Annotated in this window: 19 protein-coding genes; 14 read left to right on the top strand and 5 right to left on the bottom strand. The window is 40.8% G+C overall.

Features of this window, described 5'->3' with window-relative positions; all coding sequences use genetic code 11:
• Positions 1-71: 71 nt before the first annotated feature.
• From D7Z94_RS15910 to D7Z94_RS15975, 14 genes are all read left to right on the top strand, one after another.
• On the top strand, positions 72-1,190 hold the full coding sequence (locus tag D7Z94_RS15910) for a hypothetical protein (RefSeq protein ID WP_147415911.1): 1,119 nt from the start codon (positions 72-74) through the stop codon (positions 1,188-1,190).
• Positions 1,159-1,902, top strand: a complete 744-nt coding sequence (locus D7Z94_RS15915) for a glycosyltransferase family 2 protein (protein ID WP_120712572.1) — start codon at positions 1,159-1,161, stop codon at positions 1,900-1,902. Before D7Z94_RS15910 ends, D7Z94_RS15915 begins: the two co-directional genes overlap by 32 nt.
• Before the next feature lie 32 nt (positions 1,903-1,934).
• On the top strand, positions 1,935-3,179 hold the full coding sequence (locus D7Z94_RS15920) for a glycosyltransferase family 4 protein (RefSeq protein WP_147415912.1): 1,245 nt from the start codon (positions 1,935-1,937) through the stop codon (positions 3,177-3,179).
• A 67-nt stretch (positions 3,180-3,246) separates the two neighbouring features.
• Positions 3,247-4,038 carry a glycosyltransferase family 2 protein gene (locus tag D7Z94_RS15925; RefSeq protein WP_158594657.1) on the top strand — a complete coding sequence of 264 codons (792 nt, stop codon included), beginning with the start codon at positions 3,247-3,249 and terminating at the stop codon, positions 4,036-4,038.
• A gap of 9 nt (positions 4,039-4,047) precedes the next feature.
• Entirely contained in the window at positions 4,048-4,956 is a 909-nt protein-coding gene (locus tag D7Z94_RS15930) for an ATP-grasp fold amidoligase family protein (protein ID WP_245967224.1), read from the top strand.
• The gene (locus D7Z94_RS15935) at positions 4,953-7,226 is read left to right on the top strand and encodes a glycosyltransferase family 4 protein (protein WP_120712575.1); all 2,274 of its coding nucleotides are present in this window, start codon (positions 4,953-4,955) and stop codon (positions 7,224-7,226) included. The genes D7Z94_RS15930 and D7Z94_RS15935 overlap by 4 nt, the downstream gene beginning before the upstream one ends.
• Complete coding sequence (locus D7Z94_RS15940; RefSeq protein ID WP_120712576.1) at positions 7,227-7,946, top strand: WecB/TagA/CpsF family glycosyltransferase; 720 nt, start codon at positions 7,227-7,229, stop codon at positions 7,944-7,946. It begins immediately after the preceding gene.
• Positions 7,947-7,976: 30 nt separating this feature from the next.
• Positions 7,977-9,026 (top strand): sugar-transfer associated ATP-grasp domain-containing protein, encoded by a 1,050-nt coding sequence (locus tag D7Z94_RS15945; RefSeq protein ID WP_120712577.1) that lies wholly within the window; start codon positions 7,977-7,979, stop codon positions 9,024-9,026.
• Between the two features lie 156 nt (positions 9,027-9,182).
• The gene (locus tag D7Z94_RS15950; protein WP_120712578.1) at positions 9,183-10,637 is read left to right on the top strand and encodes an MBOAT family O-acyltransferase; all 1,455 of its coding nucleotides are present in this window, start codon (positions 9,183-9,185) and stop codon (positions 10,635-10,637) included.
• A gap of 5 nt (positions 10,638-10,642) precedes the next feature.
• Positions 10,643-11,608, top strand: a complete 966-nt coding sequence (locus tag D7Z94_RS15955) for a hypothetical protein (protein WP_120712579.1) — start codon at positions 10,643-10,645, stop codon at positions 11,606-11,608.
• Between the two features lie 213 nt (positions 11,609-11,821).
• Positions 11,822-14,137, top strand: a complete 2,316-nt coding sequence (locus D7Z94_RS15960) for a GumC family protein (protein WP_158594658.1) — start codon at positions 11,822-11,824, stop codon at positions 14,135-14,137.
• Between the two features lie 125 nt (positions 14,138-14,262).
• Positions 14,263-15,435: a Gfo/Idh/MocA family protein gene (locus D7Z94_RS15965; protein ID WP_120712581.1), complete on the top strand. Its 1,173-nt coding sequence runs from the start codon at positions 14,263-14,265 to the stop codon at positions 15,433-15,435.
• Between the two features lie 414 nt (positions 15,436-15,849).
• Entirely contained in the window at positions 15,850-17,187 is a 1,338-nt protein-coding gene (locus D7Z94_RS15970; RefSeq protein WP_120712582.1) for a hypothetical protein, read from the top strand.
• Positions 17,184-19,097, top strand: coding sequence for an ATP-binding protein (locus D7Z94_RS15975; protein WP_120712583.1), 1,914 nt, complete (start codon positions 17,184-17,186; stop codon positions 19,095-19,097). The genes D7Z94_RS15970 and D7Z94_RS15975 overlap by 4 nt, the downstream gene beginning before the upstream one ends.
• Positions 19,098-19,149: 52 nt before the next feature.
• Here the strand turns inward: D7Z94_RS15975 and D7Z94_RS15980 are convergent, their stop codons facing one another.
• From D7Z94_RS15980 to D7Z94_RS16000, 5 genes are all read right to left on the bottom strand, one after another.
• Complete coding sequence (locus D7Z94_RS15980) at positions 19,150-20,757, bottom strand: hypothetical protein (protein ID WP_147415913.1); 1,608 nt, start codon at positions 20,755-20,757, stop codon at positions 19,150-19,152.
• 30 nt (positions 20,758-20,787) lie between these two features.
• Positions 20,788-21,249: an HNH endonuclease gene (locus tag D7Z94_RS15985; RefSeq protein WP_120712585.1), complete on the bottom strand. Its 462-nt coding sequence runs from the start codon at positions 21,247-21,249 to the stop codon at positions 20,788-20,790.
• A gap of 113 nt (positions 21,250-21,362) precedes the next feature.
• On the bottom strand, positions 21,363-22,574 hold the full coding sequence (locus D7Z94_RS15990) for a T6SS phospholipase effector Tle1-like catalytic domain-containing protein (RefSeq protein ID WP_120712586.1): 1,212 nt from the start codon (positions 22,572-22,574) through the stop codon (positions 21,363-21,365).
• Positions 22,575-22,682: 108 nt separating this feature from the next.
• The gene (locus D7Z94_RS15995) at positions 22,683-23,945 is read right to left on the bottom strand and encodes a peptidoglycan-binding domain-containing protein (protein WP_120712587.1); all 1,263 of its coding nucleotides are present in this window, start codon (positions 23,943-23,945) and stop codon (positions 22,683-22,685) included.
• Between the two features lie 11 nt (positions 23,946-23,956).
• Positions 23,957-25,123 (bottom strand): endonuclease/exonuclease/phosphatase family protein, encoded by a 1,167-nt coding sequence (locus tag D7Z94_RS16000; protein WP_120712588.1) that lies wholly within the window; start codon positions 25,121-25,123, stop codon positions 23,957-23,959.
• Between the last annotated feature and the right edge of the window lie 2 nt (positions 25,124-25,125).

Consider the following 25,125-nt stretch of genomic DNA (forward strand, 5'->3'; position numbering starts at 1 on the left):
TTATCTCAAATTGGAAAAGGGGGTTTAGTATAAAATTGAATCTGTTTTTATTATTACTATTTATTCCATTATTGACGACACTAATAGCTCATTGGAATGGAAATATAAATAATTATGGATACGTCATTTTTCATTTATCTAGAGCTTCGATTGTTTTAGGTGTTTTACACAAGGGTTTGTCAATAGGCCAAAGAAATCAAAGTTTAATCCCTAACATTTTGGCAATGTTTTCATTTCTTTGGTTTCTTATTTGCTTGATAGGGTTAGCACAATTCATGAATATTATAGATACCGACGTGTACTATCCAAACGAAGAATTATTCACCGGTTTTTTAGGAATGGATAAGCCACAAATTGCTTTAATATCGGTTTTAGTAGTCAATATTTTACTGTATTTAAATGTTGGACATTTGAAATGGTTAAAAAATGTAACCTTGATGCTTTCATTTTTACTCGTGTCTCTTTTGGGTTCAAGGCAAGGCTTTGTTTTTATAGGTATGTCATTTTTATTCTATCTGTTATTTTCAAAATCGAACAAGTTAATGAGTAGTAACTTCATCCGAATATTACCGTTAATTGCTTTAATCTTATGCTTTGGAATATTTGTTTTCTCCTTCATAGAGAATGATGAAAGGTTCAAGATACTTTCTGATTCATTCGAAAGCAAAAATCCAATTCTAGCATTATTAGGTGCAAGAGATCCCGTTTTTTTTGAATCTTTCCAAGATATGGCAAATACGGAATTGTATTATTTTGGAAATGGACTAGGTACCGAGGAAATAGGATATATTGAAAAGGACGAAGGAGTTTTCGTGAGAGAAGAAGGTTCTTTGAGAACCTATTTTGAAGGTGAAATTTTTAGGGTTTTATGGGCTTCGGGCATTTTAGGTGTATTTCTTTATTCTATCCTTTTTTTTAGATTTATCAAATTGGGAGTAAAGATTAGATTTGGCAAATTTAAGAAGAAGTTTGGTGTCTATGGCTCTCTGCTTCTGTCTTTGGCTATCATCAATATTTTATATTCATTCGGTCAGTTTAACTTATTTACTACAAGCGGGCAGAATATACCTTTTTTATACCTAATCTGGTTTGTTTTAAGTCTTCTATATTCGAAATTAAGCCTTATCGTTAGAGGTGTAGCTATTAAAAATAAAGTAAATGCTGGTCACACTTATCACAGTAGTTTATAACGGCGAAGAGCATTTAGAGCAGACTATAAAAAGTGTGCTTAATCAAACTTATGTTAATACGGAGTACATAATCGTTGATGGTGGATCGACAGACAGAACGATAGAAATTATTAAAAATTATGAAAGTCAAATATCTACTTGGATAAGTGAACCGGATAAAGGGTTGTATGATGCCATGAATAAAGGCGTTGATTTAGCAAATGGGGAATTAATCGCTATGATTAACAGTGATGATTGGTATGAAAGAAATGCAGTCCATTCTATGGTACAGGCGTATAAAGAGAATCCAGGTTATTCTATCTACCATTCTGATATTTTTATAATCAATCAAAATGGAAAAAAAACTTTAAGAAAGTATAATAAGTCTACCTTTAAGTTTAAATATTATGGTATGACTTATCACCACCCCACTATGTTCATAACTGCAAAAGAATACAGATTGCATCGTTACAACACTAACTTAAGTATCTATTCTGATTACCAATTAGTTTTAGAAACATTTTTCAGGTCCTCAAAAAGTTTTTTCTATGTGGAGATTCCAACGGTAAATTATCGAATAGGAGGAATAAGTGCCAAAACATCCATTTATAAAAGGATTCAAGAGTCTTTTCTTGTGAGAAGGAATGTCGGCATGAACTATTTGGAAATCCTTTTTGCCCTGTTTTTGGAATTAAGCGTATATGTAATTTACAAGTTGAAAATTTGGAATTAAGTGATAAGACCAAAGGCTAAATAATCATAAGTTTGGAAATAATCATCTCCGCATACAGTTGCAGTCCATACAAGGGGTCTGAACCGGGAATGGCTTGGGCTTGGGTAAAGCACCTTTCAAAATTTCATAAAATCCATTTGATTACGAATTGTGAGTTTAGAGCAGATTTGGTATCTGGCATTAGGAAGTATTCACTAGAAAATAAGGTGCTTTTGTATTTTAACGATATCGGAGAAAGGGCTACAAGAATGGGCCAAAACCAAGGGGATTGGCGTTTTTATTATTACTATAGAAAATGGCATAATGAGACCTATAAAATTGCTAAGCAAATTATAAATACACACCAGATTGACTTGGTTCATCAACTAAATATGATAGGGTTTCGAGAGCCCGGTTATCTTTGGAAAACCCAAGTGCCAAGTATATGGGGACCAATTGGAGGATTGAGCCAGATTCAAAGAAATTTTTTGGTTGACATCAATTATTCTTTAAAAATGAAATATTACTTAAAGAATATTATCTCTTTACTTCAGTTAAAATATTCAAATAACGTAAAGAAAGCTTTTAAAAATTATACTCAAATCATTGCTGCCAATCACGATTCAAAAAAAAGGCTTTTGAACCATTTAAAGGTTGATGTACCAGTTATAAATGAAACTGGTGCTTATTCGCATTTTTCGACACTTTCTAATCAATTGGATAGGTATGATGATAAAACTCTTAATATTTTATGGGTTGGTCGAGACTTGTTTACTAAACAGTTAAACCTGGCTTTGCGCATTATAGCAAAATCAAGAAGAGATATTAGAATACAATTTCATATTGTGGGTTTAAACGATAATGGATCCAAAAAATATAAAAAAATTGCAGAAGACCTTAAAATCTCAGAAATAATAATTTGGCATGGTATTGTTGAACGTATGAAGGTGAAAACTTTAATGCAAAAGTCTCATATATTTCTTTTTACAAGTATTATGGAAGGGACTCCTCATGTGGTGTTGGAGGCCATTGAAAATAAATTACCTATAATTTGTTTTGACACTTGTGGACAAGGGGATTGTGTAAATGACGAAATAGGAATTAAGATACCTTTGGAGAATCCTAAAAAGGCTGTAGAGGATTTTAGCAATGCATTGCTGCATTTAAATAATAACAGGGAACTTTTAGCTAACTTTTCCCGTAACTGTATAAAAAGGTGTGAAGAGCTTTCATGGGGTTCGAAAATTGAAATAATGAATGACCATTATTTAAATGCCATTAAAACCTTTAAAAAATGAGAACTTGAATTTTAGTTACAAACTAAATTTTTTAAGATAAATTTCTCCGCTCATCGAAAAGCCTAATTTGGAAATATCAATAGTAACGCCATCATTAAACCAAGGACAATTTATTGAGGAAATGATTTGTTCGGTTTTGTCACAGGATCACACGCGATATGAACATATAATTATTGATGGTGGTTCTACTGATGAAACACTTAACATATTAAAGAAATACACTCATCTAGTATGGATTTCTGAATCTGACAAAGGACAAAGTGAGGCTTTAAACAAAGGCTTTAAAAAAGCCAAGGGAAATTGGATTTTATGGTTAAACGCTGACGACGTTTTATTGCCTAATGCCTTAAATAAATATGTAGAATACATTGAAAAGAAACCCGATTCTAATGTGATATATGGGCATATGACTTTTTTCAACAATAAAAATGGTGAAATCGTTAGGAGGCAGTTCTTTAACAGGTTTTCCAGAATGGCAATTGTTTTTGGAGTGTATGTGCCACCCACAACAGGGACTCTTTTTAGGAAGGAAATACTTTTAGATAACCCATTGGATACATCTTTTCATTATATGATGGATGCGGAATGGTTTTTACGGTGTAGGAATCATTTGAAAGTTAAGAGGTTAAATGATTTTTTTGTCAAATTTAGAATTTCCGAGGATAACAAAACATCGGCTCAGATTTTAACAGGGTATCAAAATCCTCAGCATAGTAGGGAACAACATGTAATAGATGAAAAAAGTAGGGCGGTTCATCCAAAATTTGGCAAAAGTTTTTTTAGGATCATAAAGTTAGTTTTGAAAACAAAGAATAAGATTTTGAAGATAAAGTATTATTTAAAGGGATGTGCTTTATAGTACAAAATTATGAACACCAAAGAAAGCCCACTTAAAACCATGGTAAAGCGATATGCCTTACGAATTCTACGTAAGTTAACTTCTGATGAGCAATATTACCAAATCCGCTATTATTTTACCTTTAAAAGACGACTTAACCTTAAAGCCCCGGATACCTTAATGGCCAAGATCATCTGGCAGAATTTATGCGATCGGGCCCCCATATATACCCAATTGGTAGACAAATACGCCGTACGCGATTATGTAGGTAAAAAGATTGGTGCCCAATACCTTAATACATTGTATGGGGTATATGAACAGGTAGAAGATATTGATTTCAATATCTTGCCCAAATCCTTTGTCCTTAAAGGAACCCATGGTGCCGATATGATCTTGATATGTACAGACAAATCCCAATTTGACATTAGCAATGCTAAAAAAACCATGCGTAAATGGTTATCTACCAATTTTTACAAACTATGGGGCGAACATGCTTACGATAAGGTGCCTCCAAGAATCATTTGTGAGCAATACCTCGCCAATGCACATGAAAGCGCTTTGGTAGATTTTAAATACCATTGTTTCCATGGAGAACCCAAACACATTCAGATTGATCGTGATCGCTTTGTAAACCATACACTTAATTTCTATGACTTGGAATGGAACCGGCTTCCCTTCGGATTGTGGTACCCTCAGGCAAAAGAAGATTTGTACAAACCTAAAAATCTCGAAACCATGACGCAATTGGCGCGGACCTTGGCCCAAGGATTCAAGTTTGTCCGAGTCGATTTCTATAATGTGGAGGGTCATATCTATTTTGGGGAGATGACCTTCTATCCTTGTAATGGCTTTGGTGTTTTTGATCCGGTGGAAAAGGATTTTGAGTTCGGAAGCTGGGTACAATTGGATAAAGACAATCCCAAATTGCAAGCCCATTGAAAATACTCTTTATCCATAACAATTATGCCAGCAACACCAGTGGCGAGGAACAGGCCGCCGAAGCCCTACGGGAAGTATTAGTTGCCAATGGACATGAGGTGAAGTGGTTTCGGCGATTTTCGGATGTCATTAGCGATTCCTTTTGGAAGAAGGTACAAGCCTTTTTTTCGGGCATGTACAATCCCGGAGCGGTAAAGGAACTTAAGGGTATTTTGGATGAGTTTCAACCGGATATCGTCCAGGTACAGAACTTGTATCCCTTTATTTCCCCAGGCATTATAAGAACTATAAAGCGGAGGCGTATCCCTCTGGTCATGCGCTGCCCCAATTACCGGTTGTTTTGTCCCAATGGGTTGCATTTAGACCCGAAAGGGACGATCTGTGAAAAGTGTTTGAGTGGTACTCGGGAATGGAATTGTATTGCCAAAAACTGCGAGGAAGATATTCCCAAGAGTATTGGGTATGCCCTACGGAATTTTTTGGCGCGAACAGTTTGGGGGGTTACCAAAACCATGGATGCCTATATTGTACAGACCGCTTTTCAGCGCCAAAAATTTATGGACAATGGCATCCCGCCCGAGAAGTTATTCATTGTTCCCGGATTAACCCCCGTGGATTATAGTCAAGACGAACTTCTAATCCCAAAATACGTCTCCTTTATTGGAAGGATAAGTAGGGAAAAGGGGATACTTGAGTTTTTGGAAGCGGCCCGTTTATTGCCCAAAATTCCTTTTGTAGTGGCTGGAAGTATTCCAAAATCTTACGTCCATTTAAAATCCGGTTCCCCGGAAAACGTAACATGGAAAGGGTACTTGTCCGGAAAAGAGTTGGATAAGGCCTTTGGTGAATCCAAGATGGTAGTGGTTCCCAGCAAGTGGTATGAAGGATTTCCCAATGTGATAACCCGGGCTATGAAACACGCACGACCTATTATTGCCAGTAACTTGGGCGCAATGTCCGCCATCATAGACCACGGAGAGAATGGTTTGTTGGTAGAACCCGGTGATGCCATTGGTTTGGCCAAGGCAATCAGGGAGCTCTATGACCATTCGGAAAAATGTAAGGCCTTGGGGGCTAAGGCAAGAATAAAGGCCGATACCTGGTACACCAGGGAAAAGGTGTATGAAAATGTGCTGGCTTTGTATGACATACTATTGCAGCAAAAGGAAAAGAAAGCCAAAAAGATTTTATCTGTTCTCCACTATCCACCTCCAGTACATGGTGCGGCCATGGTGGGGCAATATATTATGGAAAGCAAATTGATCAACGATAGCTTTGACTTGTTTTATATTAATTTGGGCACCTCTACCAGTGTCCATGAGATAGGACAGGGAGGATGGTCAAAAATAAAGCGATTCCTTACAATTTTAAAACAGACCTTTGAACATCTTCAGAGGCACAAACCCCAATTGGTCTATATTACCCTTACGGCTTCAGGTGCCGGGTTTTATAAGGATGCCTTTATTGTCTTGCTTGCCAAATGGTTTCGGAAAAAGGTGGTATTCCATTTCCACAACAAAGGGGTATCGCGAAAGCAAACCAGATGGTGGGACCATTTACTATATAAAATGGTTTTTAGAAAATCAGAGGTAATTTTGCTTTCAGAACATCTATACTACGATGTAAAAAAATATGTCCCTAAAGAAAGAGTACATTTTTGTCCAAATGGGATACCTCCAAATATGAAAATAGAGCATGGACAGAGAATCTGTACAGGACCTGTTCGCTTATTATTTTTATCCAACATGATCGAGTCCAAAGGAGTCTTTGTTTTGCTAGAAGCCTGTAGACTTCTTCAAAAAAAGAATCTTCAATTTCATTGTACTTTCATTGGTAGCCAAGGTGACATTGAGATTGACCAATTCCATAATAGGATTAAAAATCTGGGCTTGGATGGAATTGTGGAGTATGCCGGTAGAAAATATGGTATCGATAAGGAGGAGGCTTATGCTAAATCCGATATTTTTGTGTTTCCAACGTATTATCCAAATGAAACATTTGGACTTGTTAATTTGGAGGCGATGCAATTTTCCTTGCCTATTGTTTCAACTTTTGAAGGAGGGATTCCCGATGTGGTTAAGGAAGGTGAGACGGGCTTTTTAGTGGAAAAGGAAAGCCCCGAGGCCCTAGCCAAAAAATTGGAACTATTGATCCGTAATCCAGAACTACGTATGAAAATGGGACGAGCGGGGAGAAAGCGCTACGAAGAACATTTTACCTTGGAGGCCTTTGAAACACGCTTTCATAACATTATGGAAAAATTAATCTAAATGCAATTACTTGGTTTTAACATTGCCCATACTTACCCAGCATTGTCCTTGGAGGGTAAAATGATCATCAATACCCTAAACCCCCATAGTTACTGTATGGCCCGTAAAGACCGTGCATTTGAGACCGCTTTACAGGATTCCGATCAGTTGGTGCCAGACGGCATCGGGATCGTTTGGGCCGCAAGAACGCTAAATAAACAAAAGATATCAAAAATTGCGGGCTATGATATCTTTATCCATATTATGGCATATTTGAACGAAATATCGGGTTCTTGTTTTTTTTTAGGGGCTTCCAAAGACACCTTGGCCTTGATCAAGGCACGTGCCCGGCAAGAATATCCCAATATCCAGGTATATACGTATTCCCCGCCCTATAAACCGGAATTTGATTGGGAGGAGAGCCATGCCATGTGTGCCAAAATTAGAGCTTCCGGTGCCCATGTGCTATTCGTGGGAATGACGGCTCCAAAACAGGAAAAGTGGGTATACCAAAACAAAGCGGAACTCTCGCCGGCCATTATTTGTTCCATTGGTGCGGTCTTTGATTTTTATGCAGGTACGGTAAAAAGATCGCATCCCTTCTGGATAAAACTGGGCTTGGAGTGGTTGCCGCGTTTCCTCAAGGAGCCCAAGCGGTTGGCAGAACGAAATTTGGTTTCTACGCCAAAGTTCATTTTGGAAGTATTCTCTTATAAACTTTTTAAAAAGGGTCTGCTATAATCCAAAAACCTTGGCCTTAGTTCGTATACAATGAAAGTAATCCATTCCCTAAAATCGATCCTGAGCAAAGCGGAAATCTACCGATTTCACTTTTCGCACAAAAGGGAGGCAAAAGAAATACTACGCCGCATTGAGAAAGAAAAAGGCAGACTTTCCCCACCCCTAAAGAAAAAAGCTATGGAATATGCCCAGGACATTTTCGGGGCTAAGCGGTATGCCCCCTGGCTATATGTGTATTCCGTAGTAAACGGGACCTTTAAGGAAGGTTGGATTCCGGATAATTATTACGGACAGGTGGTGGTCCCCAAAATACAAGGCGCCTATGGAAAGCTATCGTTTGCTAAACTTCATAGTAATGCCTTCTTTGAAACAAAGCAATTTCCCGATTTGGGCTATTACGTAAACGGGCAGTGGCTTTCCAAAGATTTAAGTGTTTTGAGCTCCGGTGAAATACAGGAAATCATCTTTTCCAAAGGTGACCTAGTGATATTTAAAAGGGACCAATCGTTTCAGGGGAAAGGGGTTTATCTGATTCAAAGGAAAAATTTTAATCTCGAGCAAATCGTAAAATTGGGCAATGGGGTGTTTCAAAGGTATATACCGCACCATCCCTTTTTTGAAGATTTTGGGGCGGCTACGGCGACCCTTCGTATCACAACAGTGTTGCATTTAAGCCACCAGGCTTCCGTTAGGGCCGCCTATTTGAGAATGGGCCGTTCGGGAGAGACCCATGTACAATCCCAATCTCAGGTCAAGGTAGGTATAGACATCAGTTCCGGGGAGCTTGCCGAATATGGCCATTTGAACAATTGGAGGTCCGTTTACCAACATCCGGATACCCAAATGGCCTTCAAAAACAAAACTATCCCCCATTTTAATGAGGCCAAGGCCCTGTGTAAAGAATTGCATGCTAAAGTACCTTATATAGGTAGCATAGGTTGGGACCTGGCCATTGATCAAAAGGGGCAGGTGCAAATTTTGGAATGGAATGGCTACCACAACGATATCAAATACTCCGAAGCTACCCAAGGCCCCTGTTTTGCTGACTTGGGTTGGGAAAAGTTGTGGAAAGAAAATTGAGCAAACTAGTCCAAAATGTTTTTTATCCAAATTTTTTGCTTTTTATTGGTAAACCGAGGGTATTTGGGTTTATTTGCAGCTCGGAAAAAAGAAAGTTTTGGAAACCCCCCTCAACAAAGCTTGGTAAATTTTTAGTAGGATAAAAAGAATTTCCAGGTGCTTTTTAACTCGGTACAGTTCGCGCTTTTTCTACCAATAGCATTCCTATGCTATTGGGGAATAACCCAAATACGCCCGAAAGCCCAAAACCTCTTTTTAATTGGTGCGTCCTATCTCTTTTATGCCTGGTGGGACTGGCGTTTCCTGGGGTTGATCGCTTTTAGTACAGTGGTGGATTATGTGGTAGGCCAACGCATTTATGTGCATCTGGACGATCGTAGAAGGGCCAAGGCCTGGCTTATGCTAAGTGTCATGGCCAATTTGGGGCTGTTGGGTTTTTTTAAGTACTACAATTTTTTTGTGGACTCCTTTGTGGATGGCCTTCAGGCCCTAGGGTATACCCCGGAAAGTAGCTATACCTTGAACATCATTTTACCAGTAGGGATATCCTTCTACACCTTTCAGACCTTGTCCTATTCCTTTGATATCTATTATCGCAGATTAAAACCCACGACCAATTTTGTGGCCTTTGCGGCCTTCGTCTCCTTTTTTCCACAATTGGTGGCCGGGCCCATAGAACGGGCATCCAACCTGTTGCACCAAATAGAACGGTCCAGGAAGTTTCACTATACCCAGGCCGCCGATGGACTTAAACTTATCTTATGGGGCCTGTTCAAAAAGTTGGTCATTGCGGATTCCCTGGCACCCATGGTGGATGATATCTTTGCCCATTATGGTACCTATCCAAGTTCTACGCTGATTTTAGGCGTGGTCATGTTTAGCTTTCAGGTCTATGGGGACTTTAGCGGCTATTCGGATATTGCCATTGGTACCGCCAAACTTTTTGGAATAGAGTTGATGTCCAATTTTCGATTTCCCCATTTTTCAAGAAATGTAGCGGAATATTGGCAACGCTGGCACGTATCCCTTTCTACCTGGTTTCGGCATTATGTATATATCCCCTTGGGAGGTTCCCGGGTGAGCAAACGGCGGGCGGTTTTCAATATTGCCGTGGTTTTTCTGGTAAGCGGGCTTTGGCATGGCGCCAATTGGACTTTTGTTTTTTGGGGCGGTTTTCATGCGCTTCTGTTTATCCCGGTTTTTTTATTGAAACGGAATCGGATCTATATGGAAAGTGTTATTGGACAAAACTCCTTTTTGCCTTCAGTAAAGGAAATAGGCCAAGTATTGCTGACCTTTGGCCTAGTGACCTTTTCCCGGATTTTTTTCCGATCCCCTACCCTTACGGACGCCTTTGGCTATATCCAGGGAATCTTTACCGATGTTCGGATAGCGGCCTATACCCATCCCGTGGGGTACCGTATGATCGATTATTATGTACTGATGCTGCTTTTTGTGGTATATGAGTACAGGATCCGCAAAAATGAACGGAATCCGTTTCATTTTAAATCCCCGGTGGTTCGGTTTGTACTTTATGTATTGGTTATTTTTGCCATGTTGTTGTTTTATGACGATGGGGTAAACCGCTCCTTTATTTATTTTCAATTTTGACGGGAATGAAAAAGTTTGTCCTGAAATCGGTAGTGTATTTGGGCCTAATCCTGTTGGCTCTGGAACTTTTGGTCCGGGCCTTTCACTTACATGCGGACGATCCCCCAAAAATGATCGATGAATTTGGGGTGGAGAAACGAGTACCCGGAAGTAAAGGACATTACGTTAAGGGTAATCGCCGTCAGCATTTTACCCATTTTTCCATTAATGGTTCCGGGTTTAATTCCTATCGAGAGTTTGAGCCCAGTGAGGACAAATATGAAGTGGCCTTGGTCGGGGATTCCTTTATCGAGGGTTTTCACCAGGATTATGACAATTCACTGGGGAAAAAGATAGAAGACCGCTTGCCCAAGGTGGAAGTCTTTGAATACGGGTATACGGGTGCTACCATGGCTTATCAAATGCATCTGGTAGATGCCTATAGGGATCGGTTTGACAAAATAGATAAGGTCATTCTATATATGAAATTTAGAAACGACTTTGATTCCCGTAAACATCGGGCAGATTACGAATTGGTTCGGATGCTGAAGACCCTACCCTTTAGGATTCGGGAAAATTGTAAACTTTGGGTTTATGGATCCAATTATGGTATGACATTGCCCATAAAGAATATAGCCGGCGCCATTTGGAAGGGGTTGAACTTTATTAGGGGCAGGGACCATGGGGATGTAGCCGTTCCGGAAATGGGCGTAAGTTCGGTTACGGAACGTATTGACAACTTTAAAAAGTTAATAGCCACATATGGTTGGCATACCGAAAAAACGATACTCTTATTGGATAGTCGGGTCACGGATGGTCGCTTTTTGGATTTTTGCGATGAAAACGGCATCAGGTATCTTGATTTTTCGGAGGTTTTCCAAAACGCCAAGGCCCCGGTGACCTTGGTCTATGATAAACATTGGAACGATTACGGGAGGGAGCTGATCGCCGAAGTTATTGCAGATTACCTTCAAAAGGAAGTTAAGCCCTAAAAACGGCACTATCCATACTTAACTACTTACTTTTGTTGCCGTGGAAAAAGAGGGCGCTAGCTTCAACAAAAATCTATAGAATGCCAAACCCCAGGACCCATGGGGCACTATCGATGAACGGTAAGGTATTTTGGTCTGGAAATGCCCATCCTAGGCTGTCTTTTCAAGATTGTTTCCGTATTTTTACCCCACATTTTTAATCTGAAAAAACGCATGGCGGAATCACCCTTCAGTTTGGACTATGACGAAACAGAGGAATCTGTCAACCTTTGGGAGGTGGCCCAAAAATATCTTCGCTATTGGCCCTGGTTTGTACTGGGCATTTTGATCTGCCTAGGAGGGGCTTATGCCTATATGCGCTACGCGCCCATAGTCTACGAATCCTCAGCCAAGATCAAGATTATTGACGAGGCCAAGGAAATGGATATTACGGTAGATCCCATGGCCCTGCTCAGCGGAAATCCCGGTATTAACTTGGATAACGAGATTCAGGTCCTAAAATCCTACCGCATTTTAGGACAGGTAGTAGAGGCTCTAAATCTAGATGTGTCCTATTTCCAAAAAGGAAATATAAAGACGACGGAAATTTGGAATCCTCCTTTTGCCATTACCAAATTGATTGCCGAGGACAGCATAGGGCAACCCCGGGTCTATGACATTAGCCTGGACGCCTTTGAAGCACGAATTACCAATATGGACGGGGCGACTACGGTGGTTGGTTTAGCGGAGAAGGATACCGTACCCATACAGCTCCCCTTTAATATTACCTTTTTGGAAAATGCCCAACCCATTGCCTATGAAGGGATTCAATTTAGGGTGGTCCTAAAGTCCGTCAAGGATGCCGTATTTGCGCTGTCCGAAAAATTGCAGGTACAACCAACAGATAAAAGGAGCGAGGTGCTCTCCCTCTCCATAAAGGGGCAAAGTCCGGAGCGATCGGAAACCGTTATCAACGAATTGATTAATAAGTTTAATCAGGACGGTATCATAGACCGGCAGTTGATCTCCAAACGCACCCTGGAATTTATAGACGAGCGTTTTGCCTATTTATCCGGGGAGCTGGATTCCATTGAAGTAGGCAAAGAGGACTTTAAGCGGTTGAACAATCTGTCCTACATTGAATCCGATGTGGATTTTTCCTTACAACGAAAAGCGGTGGCCCAAGATGAGGTGACCAATCTGGAGACCCAGATCTCATTGGCGGCCCTACTCAAAAATGCGGTTCTGGGACAATCGGCCTATGGGCTGCTGCCCGTGGATGTGGGATTGGAAAATAGTGGAATCAACTCTTTGGTGGCGGAGTATAACGAAATGGCCATAGAGCGCGAAAAATTGATCAGCACGGTGGGTGACAATCATCCTACCTTGGTAACACTTTCGGGCCAATTGGAAAATCTTAAGGTAAATATCCTACGGTCGTTAAATGTATACCAGACCCAATTAAAATTGTCCTTGCGCCAATTGAATCGGGAAAAAAGTCAGGCCAATAGTATGTTTTCCCGACTTCCCGAAAAGGAAAAGACCTTACGAGCCATAGAGCGGCAACAAAGTATTAAGGAAAACCTCTTTTTGTTGCTCTTGCAAAAACGTGAGGAAGCCGCCATGAACTATGCCACCACGGCACCCTCCATAAAGGTGGTGGATTATGCCTTGACCAGTAATGAGCCCTTGTCCCCTAAAAAACGAATCGTGTATCCTATAGGTTTGCTTATGGGCCTAGTTTTGCCCTTTGCCGTATTGTTTATTAAATTCTCGGCGAACAGCAAAATAGAGGGAAGCTCGGATATGGAACTCGCCACTTCGGAAATTTCACTTTTGGGTGAAATTCCCCATTTGCGGAAGGTCAAAAAATTTCATGACGCCCACGACCGATCTATTTTGGCGGAGTCCTTCCGGATTTTGGCCACCAACGTCAATTATTTTTTACCAAAATCCGGTCAACAAGGAGGGAAGGTTATTTATATGACTTCCTCTATTGAAAGCGAAGGAAAGAGCCTATTGGCCTACAACCTTTCCGTGGCCTTTGCCAGTCTAAACAAGAAAGTTCTACTGGTGGATGCCGATCTACGTAGTCCTAAATTGTATGATTACTTTGGCATGGGCAAAAACACCAAGGGATTGTCGGATTATTTGAAAGATCCTAAGATACATTGGAACGAGTTTGTATATCCCGGATTGGATGACAACCGATTTCACAAAGTGTGCCTAAGTGGACCTGTTCCCCCTAACGCACCGCAATTGTTGTCGGATGGCGGTTTTGAGACCTTTATTGATGCTGCCAAGGAAACATATGATTATATTGTGGTGGATACAGCGCCAACGATGTTGGTGGCGGATACCTTACTGATATCCAAGAAAGCGGATATTACCCTTTACGTGATGCGGGCCGGCCTTACCGATAAAAAGCTTTTGAATTTTTCCAAGGAACTACACCATAAAGGTAAGCTCACCCATATGGCTTACGTACTCAATGACGTACGTCCTAAAGACTCTAAACAATACAGTTACGGATACGGGAAAAAGCACTGATGATTTCGAATCCCTGGATTTAGATGTTTGAATTTTTTGACACTGAGCTGTACCATATTTAGATAAAAAGAAATTCCTTACTTTTAGGTTCATCCCTACCTATACTCTTAAAACGAACCAAGTTTATGGAATTTAACAGAAGACATTTTTTGTCCAAGGGGGTTACTTCAGCTGCAGGATTGGCTGCCGCTTCCATGATTCCCACCTCACTATTTGGGCAAGGCTTGCACACCACTTCACGACCCGAAGAGATTGTTGTAAAGCCTCCAAGACGTACCAAGCCAAAACATACGATCCGATTTTCGGTAATAGGGCTCAATCATGGGCATATCTATGGGATGGTCAATTCGTTGTTGGATGGAGGCGGGACCTTGGTAGCTGTATATGCCAAGGAGCAAGAATTGCTGCAAAATTTTTCTAAACGTTATCCCCAAGCAAAAATAGCCAAGAGCGAAGATGAAATTATTCAGGATTCCTCGGTACAACTGGTGGCTAGTGCCTCGATTCCGGTTGATCGTGCCCCACTGGGGATTCGCGTGATGAAATCGGGAAAGGACTTTATGGCAGACAAACCTGGAATTGTCACTTTGGAGCAGCTCCGTGAAGTAAAGAAGGTACAAAAGGAGACCCAGCGTATTTACTCCATTACCTATAGTGAGCGTTTGGCCAATCCCGCTTCGGTTCAGGCTGGGAAACTGGTACAGGATGGGGCCATTGGTAAAGTGGTTCAGCTTATAGGCCTGGGCCCTCACCGTATGCGACCCGAAAGTAGACCGGATTGGTTTTTTAAACCGGATAGGGCAGGCGGTATATTATGCGATATCGGCTCCCATCAATGTGATCAATTCCTTTACTATACTGATTCCAAAGAGGCGGAGGTCAGTTTTGCACAAACCGGAAATTTTAACATCCCAAACTATCCGAATTATCAGGATTTTGGTGATATGAGTGTCCGTAGCAAGCATGCCACCGGTTATATCCGAATCGATTGGTTCACCCCGGAAGGTCTGGGAACCTGGGGTGACGGGCGAACCTTTATTTTGGGTACCGAGGGATATATCGAAATGCGAAAGTATATAGACATAGCAGGTCGCGAAGGCGGAAATCACCTATTCCTTGTAAATCAAAAAGAGACCAAATATTTCGATTGTAGCAATGTGTATATGCCCTACGGCGAACAATTGGTCACGGATGTGGTGGAACGCACGGAAACGGCCATGCCACAGGACCACTGCTTCCTAGCTGCGGAATTGGCTATTACTGCCCAGGATATGGCGTTTCGGCTAAATGTTGGATAGATATAACCTTAAGAAAAGCAGAGGTGGGAATTCGAAAGTTCCAATAAGCTTGTAAGTGAAAGATAAAATTCTAATAGATTACCTTTTCAAGGACTTTGTACCGTTTTGAGACCTAAAAAGTGGAGTAGGAGCGCTCTTTGTAAAGGAAATGTGGAAGGCCATTTGGTCTTTCCCATGGATTGGAACCTACCTTAAACTCCTCTAACATAACCTTTATTCCATAGTCTCGCTTAATTTTATATAGGAATTCTCTGAAATTTTGCTTAATTTATCCTACAAAACCTTGGTTGTTGACGACTTGAAGGTTTTTTGTCCCGGTTTTGTAATGACCTTACCCCAAAACCTAAGAGTGACCCGTCCGGACAAGTGCTTGGTATCTAGACGAATCTTGGTTTATTAGTTAAAAGGCGATTTATGAGTTCCTTAGACGAAGATGATAAAATCATCATTCAAGGCGTAACGGAGGATTCCATTACAATAGATGTCAACGGTAAATCGCAGGAAATTGAGAAAAAATTGGATGCCTTGATGGTATTCATGAAGAAACTGTCCAGTAAATCCGTTCAAACTGCGGATAAGATTTATAATATCGGAACGATTACCCATGCGAATTTTGATTTTTTGATGGGTAAGGCCGAGTATGACAGATCTTTACCTGTCACATTATCCGAGAATTTAGTCGGGGAAGGGGACGAATGGATTAAAGGTCTTGTAAAGGCCTTGCTTAGGGAAGGAATACCCGTTGGGGACGACCCTACCGAAGTTTTCAAGAGCTATGATTGGCTGATACAGGTTTTTCTATTAAAAATGCGCACTCCACCTGGCCAGGAAAAAACGCCCTATGGTCTTTCCTTTATGGTAGAGGCCTATCAGGCCTCGCTTCGCTATTTATGTTATATACAAGTGGCACAGGTATTAGTAATGGAAGATAAGCCCAAAAGGGATATTATTTCAGCTTTCATACAGATGGGCGATGATGAATATAAAGATTTTGATTATAGCAGCCTTCTATTCGAAACGACCGAATTGTTGGGCGATACAGGTTTTGTAAGCGAGGTAAATAAATTTGTCCACGATCTAAAGGACACAAAATCCGATTTATTCGGAACCGCATGTTTTCTGGATACCCAGCGCCGTAATTTACTCTCAGGGTCAATAGAAAAGGATGAAAGGTTTCCAGAATTATTGGAAGAATACCTCACCGCCTTGGTGTTCTGGCTAAAGAATTTGTCCTTCTTGGCCAACTACCGCCTAGTGTCCATTAAGGACATCAATCTTAATTATCGTATAGGTTCTGAAGAAACCTACCTGCATCGGTATGGTGAACTTTACGGCATATACAATGATGGAAGGGTTGCAGATATCACAAAGTCTATCCAGGTAAAAGGTTCGTTCACTTATAGTAAAAGCATTTTATTGTTTAAAGGGAACGTCTTGGCCAGCTGTTTGCGCAATATTGATGACAAGACTGCTTACATATCCCTTACCCCATTGCTTTTGGACAAAAGTGTTTATGATGATGAGGATAAAAAACAAACACCGGAAGTATATTATTTTACAGGCTATCAAAAAGGTAAGAGACAATATAACTATTCCCCATTTAATAAGGAATTGGATTTGGATAAGGAGAATGACAATACGTTGTACCCAACCCTTGAGGTAAAATCCACCAATACGGACCTAGCTGGTCTAGATGATCTCTTCGAGCAACTGGAAGAGATGCTTAACCCGTTTAAAATTAGGAAATCATGAATCGGGCTCCATCACCTTTTAAGTTCCTGGACTCTTACCGGAAATCGGACAAAAAAGTTTTCTTTGGAAGGGATACGGAGACTACGGACCTTTATGATGCATTGAGCGGTGTAAAACACCTCTTGGCATACGGACCTTCTGGATCTGGTAAAACTAGTTTAGTAGAGTGTGGCCTACGCAATCGTTTTTCAGACGCAGATTGGTTCGCGCTGACCATTCGAAAAGGTGACCATATTAGTAAGTCCATTTTTGCTGCCATCAATGGCGCACTTACGACCAAAATCGATATTAACGCCACCAATCAATTGCCCGTTGACAGTTCCATAGGGTTTTCGGAAGCGGCCCATAAGTTGTTCAAGGAACGCTTTCAACCCATATACCTATTGTTCGATCAATTTGAGGAACTGTTGATATCCGGTGAAACCGATGAAAAACGTGATTTCTTCATTGGTCTGAACCAACTTATTCACCACAATTTTCCATGTCGTATTGTGCTTATCATGCGAGAGGAGTTCATTGGCCATCTCTCGGAATTTGAATCGCTTTGTCCAAGTATTCTTCGGCATCGCTTTCGGGTAGAGAAAATGGACAGGAAAAACGTAGAAAAAGTCATCTTTCAGATTCTGCAAGCGCCGGATTATAAGCCTTTTTTTAACGTTGATGATAGCCAAAAGCTAACGGAAAAAATCTTATCCAGACTTCCCGATAAGAAAAAAGAGATTGAATTGTCGCACGTACAGGTATTCTTGGGGGAACTTTGGGATCGCGCCCTAGAGGTAAAAAAAGAGAATGGGTTGCCCCTTTTAAGTGCCTCCCTTATTCATGCGGACGACGATCTGGAAAGGATTCTAGAAAGCTTCTTGATAAAACAGATGAAGGAGTTGGATCTTACTTTCGGCAAAGGAGTTCCATTGGAACTTTTGGCCGCCATGATTTCCGAAAAATTTACCAAACTTCAACTGAGTGAACCAGCAATTATGGCCGACTTGGATGATAAAAAAGTGATATCTAAGAATCCAATTTCGGATCTATTGAACGCGTTGGAAAAAAGGCGCATTCTGCGTTCATTGAAAATAGGTGACGAAACCCAATATGAGATCAGTCATGATTCCTTGGCCCTAGTAGTGGGGCAAAACTTGACCGAGGAAATGAAACTTCGCGAAAAGGCCGCAGATGTGTATAGCGTATATAAAGAGCGAACAGGTCTTTTGAGCCAGGACGAAATTGATTATTTAAGACCTTTTAAGCGAAGTTTGGATTACCCGGTAGGGCTACAAAAAAGGATAGGGGAAAGTACGATTGCCATTCAGGAGCAACGAAAAAGAGACCTTGAAAAGCAAATTGCCGATAAGAACAAAAAAAGGAAAATACGGATTTTAATAGGAGCTATCATCATTTTAATCGGTTTTACGACATTGGTCATTTTTCTGGCAATTGATGCTCAGGAACAAACATTACTGGCTAAGCAGAAAAATTTGGAAGCAAGTATAGCTAAGGAGAGAACTCAGGAATTATTAAAACTTGTAATGCAGGGAAGGGAGCGATATGAAAATATAGAGGATAGCCTACTGAACGAGAAATTGTCTATGGATCAAACACTTCCAATCGATAGCTTGATTGTTCCCCGGGGATACATAGGACCCAAGGAGAAGAACGGCAACAGAACCTATTTGATGTGGATCGATGTCCCTTCGTTCAGGAAATTGGAAATCCAAGAAGTCCACTATTACTTCTGCCCGGGATTCATTAACCGACGTCGCATTTCTACCGAGCCTACATCGTCTTTTTCAATTGGATATTTAGGCTATGGCTATTGCCCCGGAGGGTATGATATTAACATCATATTAAAGACCGGAGACACGATTCATCGTAATTTACCATGGAAGGACTTTGTGGCTCAAAATCCGTAAGGGCCAACGCACCAAATTCCATTCGTTATAATGGGTAGGCGTTTAGGACATTTTAATCAACGATGAAATCTTCCAAACTGGCTATCCTTAAATGTTCTAAAGCACTTAGGTCTCTGCTAAGATTAAGCTCAGGAACTTCACCTATATCATTTTGATGAAAATGGTATACCAGAATAGTCAGATTCTTATCGCGAACTATTTGTGTTTTCAAATCCTCGGGAAGGGTGGGATAACTATTTTTCAACAACTCCTCCGCAAGACCAGCGGTAAGAGGGGTACTGCCCATACTAATACGTTTAGAAGAAATAATAAAGGCGAACATTCGAAACTCGGATGCTATTTCAAAGAACAGGGATTTAAAAATTTCGTAGTACGAAAATTTGTCATTGCTTCCTAGACCATCTATCCAGCGCTCATCAGATTCTATTTTGGAGCCATCGGTATTGAATTTTTCCAAACTTGTAGTCAAGGCAAATCCATTGAGTTCATGATAATAATAATGCATTTGACCTTCATATCCGGCAGTTTTAAGGATTCCCCCCATGTGCCCATTAACATCCCCCAAGGTGGTCATTCCAGATTTGTAGTTTGTAACAGCATGATCGGCCGACGCCATAGGCGCAGGATTTGGGAAAAAATAGTGCGTTATGCTCTTGTCGTAGATTCCATCGGCATCCGTATCCCGTCCAGTATGCAAAGAGTCTATGCTGTACAACAAATGCAATCTTTGATAAGGATATTTTTTCTTTAGTTCCCTATACAATGCTTCGCGTACTTCGGAATTGAGTTCTTTTTGAATAAATACGTCCCTTTCCTTTTTGACATCATCAACAAAGTTGTCGTAATTCCCATATAACAGCTCTAGATCATGATTGTTCAAAGTCCTTGTATTCCTTTCCGATGCAATATATTTAAGTTGGATATATCTAGATATGAGATCATGCCTCATATCCAGTTGATAAATGATATCTCGTGATGAAGGCCGTACAATACTGGATAATTTGAAATTCAAATCGTTCAAAATCGAAAACTCCAAGGATAGATTATAGGTGGCCGCATTACTCCATAGCCCTAAAAAATTGTAAGTATTGGATCGTTTCGCATCGTAGAACAACTTTTGGAATTCAGGATAAATATCATTATTGAAAAGCGGGGTAAATTGAAGTCTTAATTCGGCAATAGCCTTGGCTAATTCGCTCTTGGATGCCTCGTTATAATTTATAAGTCCATGCCATGACGTATCCATTCGTCTAAATATACCAGGTTTTCTTATGGCATTTTCATAGTGTTCGTTGGCCTTATCCAGCGTATTTTTCCATTCCACCATTCCTTCTCGATCAACATCCGTTCTTTCTCTATAGAGTAATTTGGTCCTATTCAAGAAAAGCAAGGCATGTGCAAAATTAAGTAGGCCCGCATTTCGGCGAATGAACTTTTTATCCATTATGGTCTTCAATTCACTTTCTTCATAGGAGAGTATTTTTTGGATGCGCCCACCTCTCAGCTCGTCCAAATACAATTGGGTCAGCGATAAATTGATGTAGGCCTGTGCAAGGGTAATGGTGTCGTTTTTGTCTATGCGCAAAGACGTCTGTGCATTTAATTTCAGGCCGAAAGAAAAAGTAAACAAAAAAACGCATAATAATAGGGCTACCTTCATAGGAAAGAGTATTTGAAACCAAAAGGACATTTAGTCAAAATTGGCGTTATCAATCTTATCAATATTGTAAATTTTTTCCGCGTTCTGGACAATTTTAGTGGAAGTGCCCATTTTTTTGAGATGTTCCAATATTAATTTCTCAATGCCCGAATCCAGTTGAGGTGTACTCTTATGACCTGCCTCATGTTTGCTTTTCCATTCCAAGATTTTTGAAGCCGGGAATTTATCTACCGTTTCGGGATTATCGATCATCTTATGATGTGCGTCACATAACAGGATCAAATTTGCGAATGATCGTCGATCGTCGTCAGTCATATTGGGGTTATATCGCGGCCCCTCGGAACTGGCCGCAGCTATATGAGCTATTTCACCCAGCACATTGTTACCATCTTCCGAAATCATTTCTCGTGTGCAGGAAGGTTCGGCGCATTGATTTCCCGAAAGGGCAAAAAGCTTTTTAACGTCCTTGGATTTGTATTGTCTCGCTTTCATATCAAATTGATTTATATGATGTTATTTAAGTGAATGATATACCCGTTTGAAAAACTTTCAACTGGACTTTCCAAGAAATCAGCTCATTTTTACTTGGGAGATATCCTTCTTTATCAAAGGCGTTCCCACTTTTCTATTTCAAACTTTTCTTTGATTTCTGATATGTCCCTACCTATCTTCATCAAATTTTTTGGTCGGTATGTTTCCAATTGTTGCATCCTCAATACAACGGATTCATGCAATGTATGCGTTTCAAAAGGTGAAATATAGCGATGCTGCCATAGATTGAAATATACTCTGGAAACCCATTTATCCTTTGGAACTGAAGTGTTTTTTTTCCGTGCCTCCCGTTGTTTTTTGGCGGCCCGGTTTTTTTTGATCAATTTCGGCCATAATTCGGCTATATGCCACATCCGGGTTAATGATTTGTTCTTTGGTTGTAAATGCAAATCGTCGATTACCTCACCATTGATTTTTAGGTGTATGAGTTCCTTTGCTTTGTCCACCTTAATATAAATCCCTTTTTTCCTAGCCTCTACCAACATCCACTCCAGGGCAATATGGCTCAATCCGGATTTCTCCGGTGCATAGGAGCCACCTACGTCACAATGGACTCCGGCGAACCACACTTGCCTAATATCCTGAGTTTCATTTTTTGGTTTGCCCCACTTGTTCTGCCGAAAAAATGCACGCCGTTCATCTATGGATATGGCATGGCGCACGTTGATAACACTTTTGTTGGTTGTGGTTGATTGTAAAGTCACAGGATTCCAAACCCAACCTACGGAGGTAACCGTATCCCAAAGGCCGAGAAAATGAATTGTTATAGTACGACTAAATGTTTTTTTGAATTTTCCTGAAATGGAGTCGCCCAAAGCTTTTCCTGTGCTGTCTTTGGGATACTTCGAGAATTTTTGGTTCCAATAGATTTGCATGGCCTCGGGTATCAGGTTTTCACAGTTTGGATGCAGTAGGCCACATACATCAATGAAGCCGGCAAGAGCCCTTACCGTATAGGCCCCTCTGCTAAAACCAAAAAAGAAAAGCTGGTCCCCTTCCTCGTAATGCTCCATCAAGAACTTATAGGCTTCCATGATATTGCTACTGAGTCCATAACCAAAAGCCTGGCCCAATATATACTTCAGTTTTTTGGTAATTGGATTAAAAGCGTCATAGGTACTTGGGGTACCCACTCCCGGGTCGTAATACACCAACTGATTTTCAGGATTTTTCTCCAAAGCCGTAAAGAGATGTACAACATTGGATGGTTTTTCCCCAAAATCATTGGAAGTACCGTCGCAGCAGATGATGATGTTTTTTGCCATGTTTTTCTATAATTTGTCAGTATCGAATCATAATAAGATCACGCCATGGATGGATGAGCTTTGTATTGCATTATTGTCTTCACACCACCCACGGTAAAAAAAGGGTGTCTACATATTGGTCATCTCCTCCATAGCTTTCCTGGCGTAACCGGCTCCAAAATTAGAATCTATGTTTAGCGATTCTTCCCTTCCCAAAGTGTATAACAGACTGTTAACCCCTGCTTTGGTATAAGCCACAACAAGATCGGTAAGCACATTATAGGCCCCTTTGGTTTTCTTTTGGGAGGTATTCAGTTCACCATAGCTTTTTGAGGCGAACTGGGCGCAGCTAATGGTTTTATCAAAATTATTGATATAGCTTCGCCCCGATATTACCTGACAACCTGCTGAAAAATTCCAAGATCCAATTCCCGACCAATGAATGTTAATGGAATTGTTTACTTGAATTCCCTTTAGGTTCCCGTTCTGGTCCCTTATTTTCAAATCCTTGGATGTCAATGAATTGTCGTTGTCCCAGTCCCGTAGCACTAAAACCCCTTTCCAATTCAACGGCTTTGCTGCACGATATATCTTCCTTTCCTGTGTTATTTTATGCCATCCAAATCGGTACTCGTGCTGACCTTCCACCAAAAATGGTTCGTCAAAACGACCCTTTCGCGTTTTCTTGTTGTAGGCCGCAGCCTGATTGGGATCTGTGGAGCCCCAAAATTTGAAGACTTGACCATTGATCAAAAGCACGAAAAGATCATCATTGGCCCGATCGTATACTTCTTTATCGTGTTCACGGCGGATTCCTATAAGATGGATTTTATCTCGGTCAAACTTCCAATCATCAATTTTTCGGGTTGAGTAGGTCTTTTTCATTGTATTGACATGCTCTAGAATAGGACCGGGATTTGCCTTGTAAAATTCCTTAGCCTGGTTAAGCAATGTGAACCAATCATCATATTCCTTTGTTGGATTTGCTGCCGAGGCTAGACCCCAACTACAGACTTTTTTTTCTTCAGTCCAGCGGTTGACATGTTTTAGGGTGCCACTTCCTACAAAACCATCGGGAACCATTTTGTCGTCGCCATCTTCATCTACGGTTCTCACATATTCTTGAAAAAGACGGACTGCTGCCTGAGTGGCGTAATCAAAAACACCGATATTCATTCTATCGCCAAGAAAACCTGCCTTCTGTAAAAAGTGCTGCAAGTTTTCCACCGCTTTACCGTCGACTTTTCGAAACGAACGCCATTTGGTACGGTCATCATCCCTAAAGGTGACTTTGCCCACTAACAACCCATCCTTATGATAGGGCTTAAGAAAGTTTTTTCTGTCGTTAGGGTACTTGGAAGCATCACAACTGCCGAGATAGAGTAAGGCCATGATCGTGTTGTTTATTGATTATCCATAACTTTTAATTTTTCCAGATACTGATCGCTAAAATCGATTTTGATTTCTACCCAAAGTGGTAGGTGGTCACTGGCCTGAAAGGTGCGCCATTCGTCATAATAAGCTCTTAGGGACGCATCCGTTTTTCTGGCAGCGGTTAGACTTGCAATCTGGTTATTTAATTTTTTCTTTGCCGTTTTTGAGGTCGCTGTTTTCAAAGCCGCCCGGGCCGTTTTCAACTTGTCGGCAATACGTTCCTTCATAATCGGTTTGTAGATCCCATAATCCTCGTCCCTAAAGATGCTGTTGAAAAATTGAATGACCCGATCTTTACGCTCAGGTTCCAAAAAGGCCAATTCGTTCTTTTTGGACCGAAAGGAAATCTGATCGTAGAATTTGGTTTGGTCCCTATTACTGCCCTTATTATTGGTTACGACCGTAAAGCCATTTTTTTCCAATGCATTGAAACCGGCACTACCTGCTTTTTTAATATTGAAATCCCCCACCAGAATATGATTGGAATCACTGTGTTTCGCCTCTTTGGCAATATACTTGGCCACGGCTTCTATTTCCTGTACCCTACGTTGATATTTTACCGAACTGGGGCTGTTGGAGCCAAAAAAGATATGCACTGTGGAAAAGAAAAATTTAAACCAACCGGATTGAAAATCAACGCCAAAGGGTGTACGGGCAAACTGTCTTTTTTTGGAAGCCACCTCACTGATCATAAGTTTTGGGGGTAGGACGATCTCGCCCGCAATACCGGTAAAGGTCACTTTGCTCTTATTGTAGATGAACCCAAGCCGTTCCTGGTTCCCGCCAATGCTGCTATGCGTTACATCGGTGACGATATAGTCATAGTCCTTGTCCAAAATGTTCATAACACGCTTTAACGGCCATAAATCGGTACATATTTCTTGTATGGCGATTACGTCGAAATGGTTGATAATCTCAGCAATGTAGTAAAAGGATTCATAAAGACGCGGTCCATAATTGAAGCGGTCATCATCAAAATTTCTGAGGTTCCACGTACCAAGAATGAGTGATTCCGAGGTTTTTTTGCTCGGGAAACGCTCGTCCTTCAACTGTTTCCTCAAGCGCTGTAGACCTTCTACCGTACGTAAGCGAAGGTCGGCATTCTTCAATTTTTTAAGCGGATAATAGTAAGGCATAA

Origin of the sequence: Ulvibacterium marinum, from assembly GCF_003626755.1 — a bacterium.
Classification (GTDB): Bacteria; Bacteroidota; Bacteroidia; order Flavobacteriales; family Flavobacteriaceae; genus Ulvibacterium; species Ulvibacterium marinum.

What these genes read in the sequence shown, in the direction of transcription:
- D7Z94_RS15960 (WP_158594658.1), top strand. Translation starts at nt 11,822, where the DNA reads ATGGCGGAATCACCCTTCAGTTTGGACTATGACGAAACAGAGGAATCT.
- D7Z94_RS15980 (WP_147415913.1), bottom strand. Translation starts at nt 20,757, where the DNA reads ATGAAGGTAGCCCTATTATTATGCGTTTTTTTGTTTACTTTTTCTTTC.
- D7Z94_RS15975 (WP_120712583.1), top strand. Translation starts at nt 17,184, where the DNA reads ATGAATCGGGCTCCATCACCTTTTAAGTTCCTGGACTCTTACCGGAAA.
- D7Z94_RS15985 (WP_120712585.1), bottom strand. Translation starts at nt 21,249, where the DNA reads ATGAAAGCGAGACAATACAAATCCAAGGACGTTAAAAAGCTTTTTGCC.
- D7Z94_RS15995 (WP_120712587.1), bottom strand. Translation starts at nt 23,945, where the DNA reads ATGGCCTTACTCTATCTCGGCAGTTGTGATGCTTCCAAGTACCCTAAC.
- D7Z94_RS15990 (WP_120712586.1), bottom strand. Translation starts at nt 22,574, where the DNA reads ATGGCAAAAAACATCATCATCTGCTGCGACGGTACTTCCAATGATTTT.
- D7Z94_RS15915 (WP_120712572.1), top strand. Translation starts at nt 1,159, where the DNA reads ATGCTGGTCACACTTATCACAGTAGTTTATAACGGCGAAGAGCATTTA.
- D7Z94_RS15955 (WP_120712579.1), top strand. Translation starts at nt 10,643, where the DNA reads ATGAAAAAGTTTGTCCTGAAATCGGTAGTGTATTTGGGCCTAATCCTG.
- D7Z94_RS15965 (WP_120712581.1), top strand. Translation starts at nt 14,263, where the DNA reads ATGGAATTTAACAGAAGACATTTTTTGTCCAAGGGGGTTACTTCAGCT.
- D7Z94_RS15945 (WP_120712577.1), top strand. Translation starts at nt 7,977, where the DNA reads ATGAAAGTAATCCATTCCCTAAAATCGATCCTGAGCAAAGCGGAAATC.
- D7Z94_RS15970 (WP_120712582.1), top strand. Translation starts at nt 15,850, where the DNA reads ATGAGTTCCTTAGACGAAGATGATAAAATCATCATTCAAGGCGTAACG.
- D7Z94_RS16000 (WP_120712588.1), bottom strand. Translation starts at nt 25,123, where the DNA reads ATGCCTTACTATTATCCGCTTAAAAAATTGAAGAATGCCGACCTTCGC.
- D7Z94_RS15940 (WP_120712576.1), top strand. Translation starts at nt 7,227, where the DNA reads ATGCAATTACTTGGTTTTAACATTGCCCATACTTACCCAGCATTGTCC.
- D7Z94_RS15930 (WP_245967224.1), top strand. Translation starts at nt 4,048, where the DNA reads ATGAACACCAAAGAAAGCCCACTTAAAACCATGGTAAAGCGATATGCC.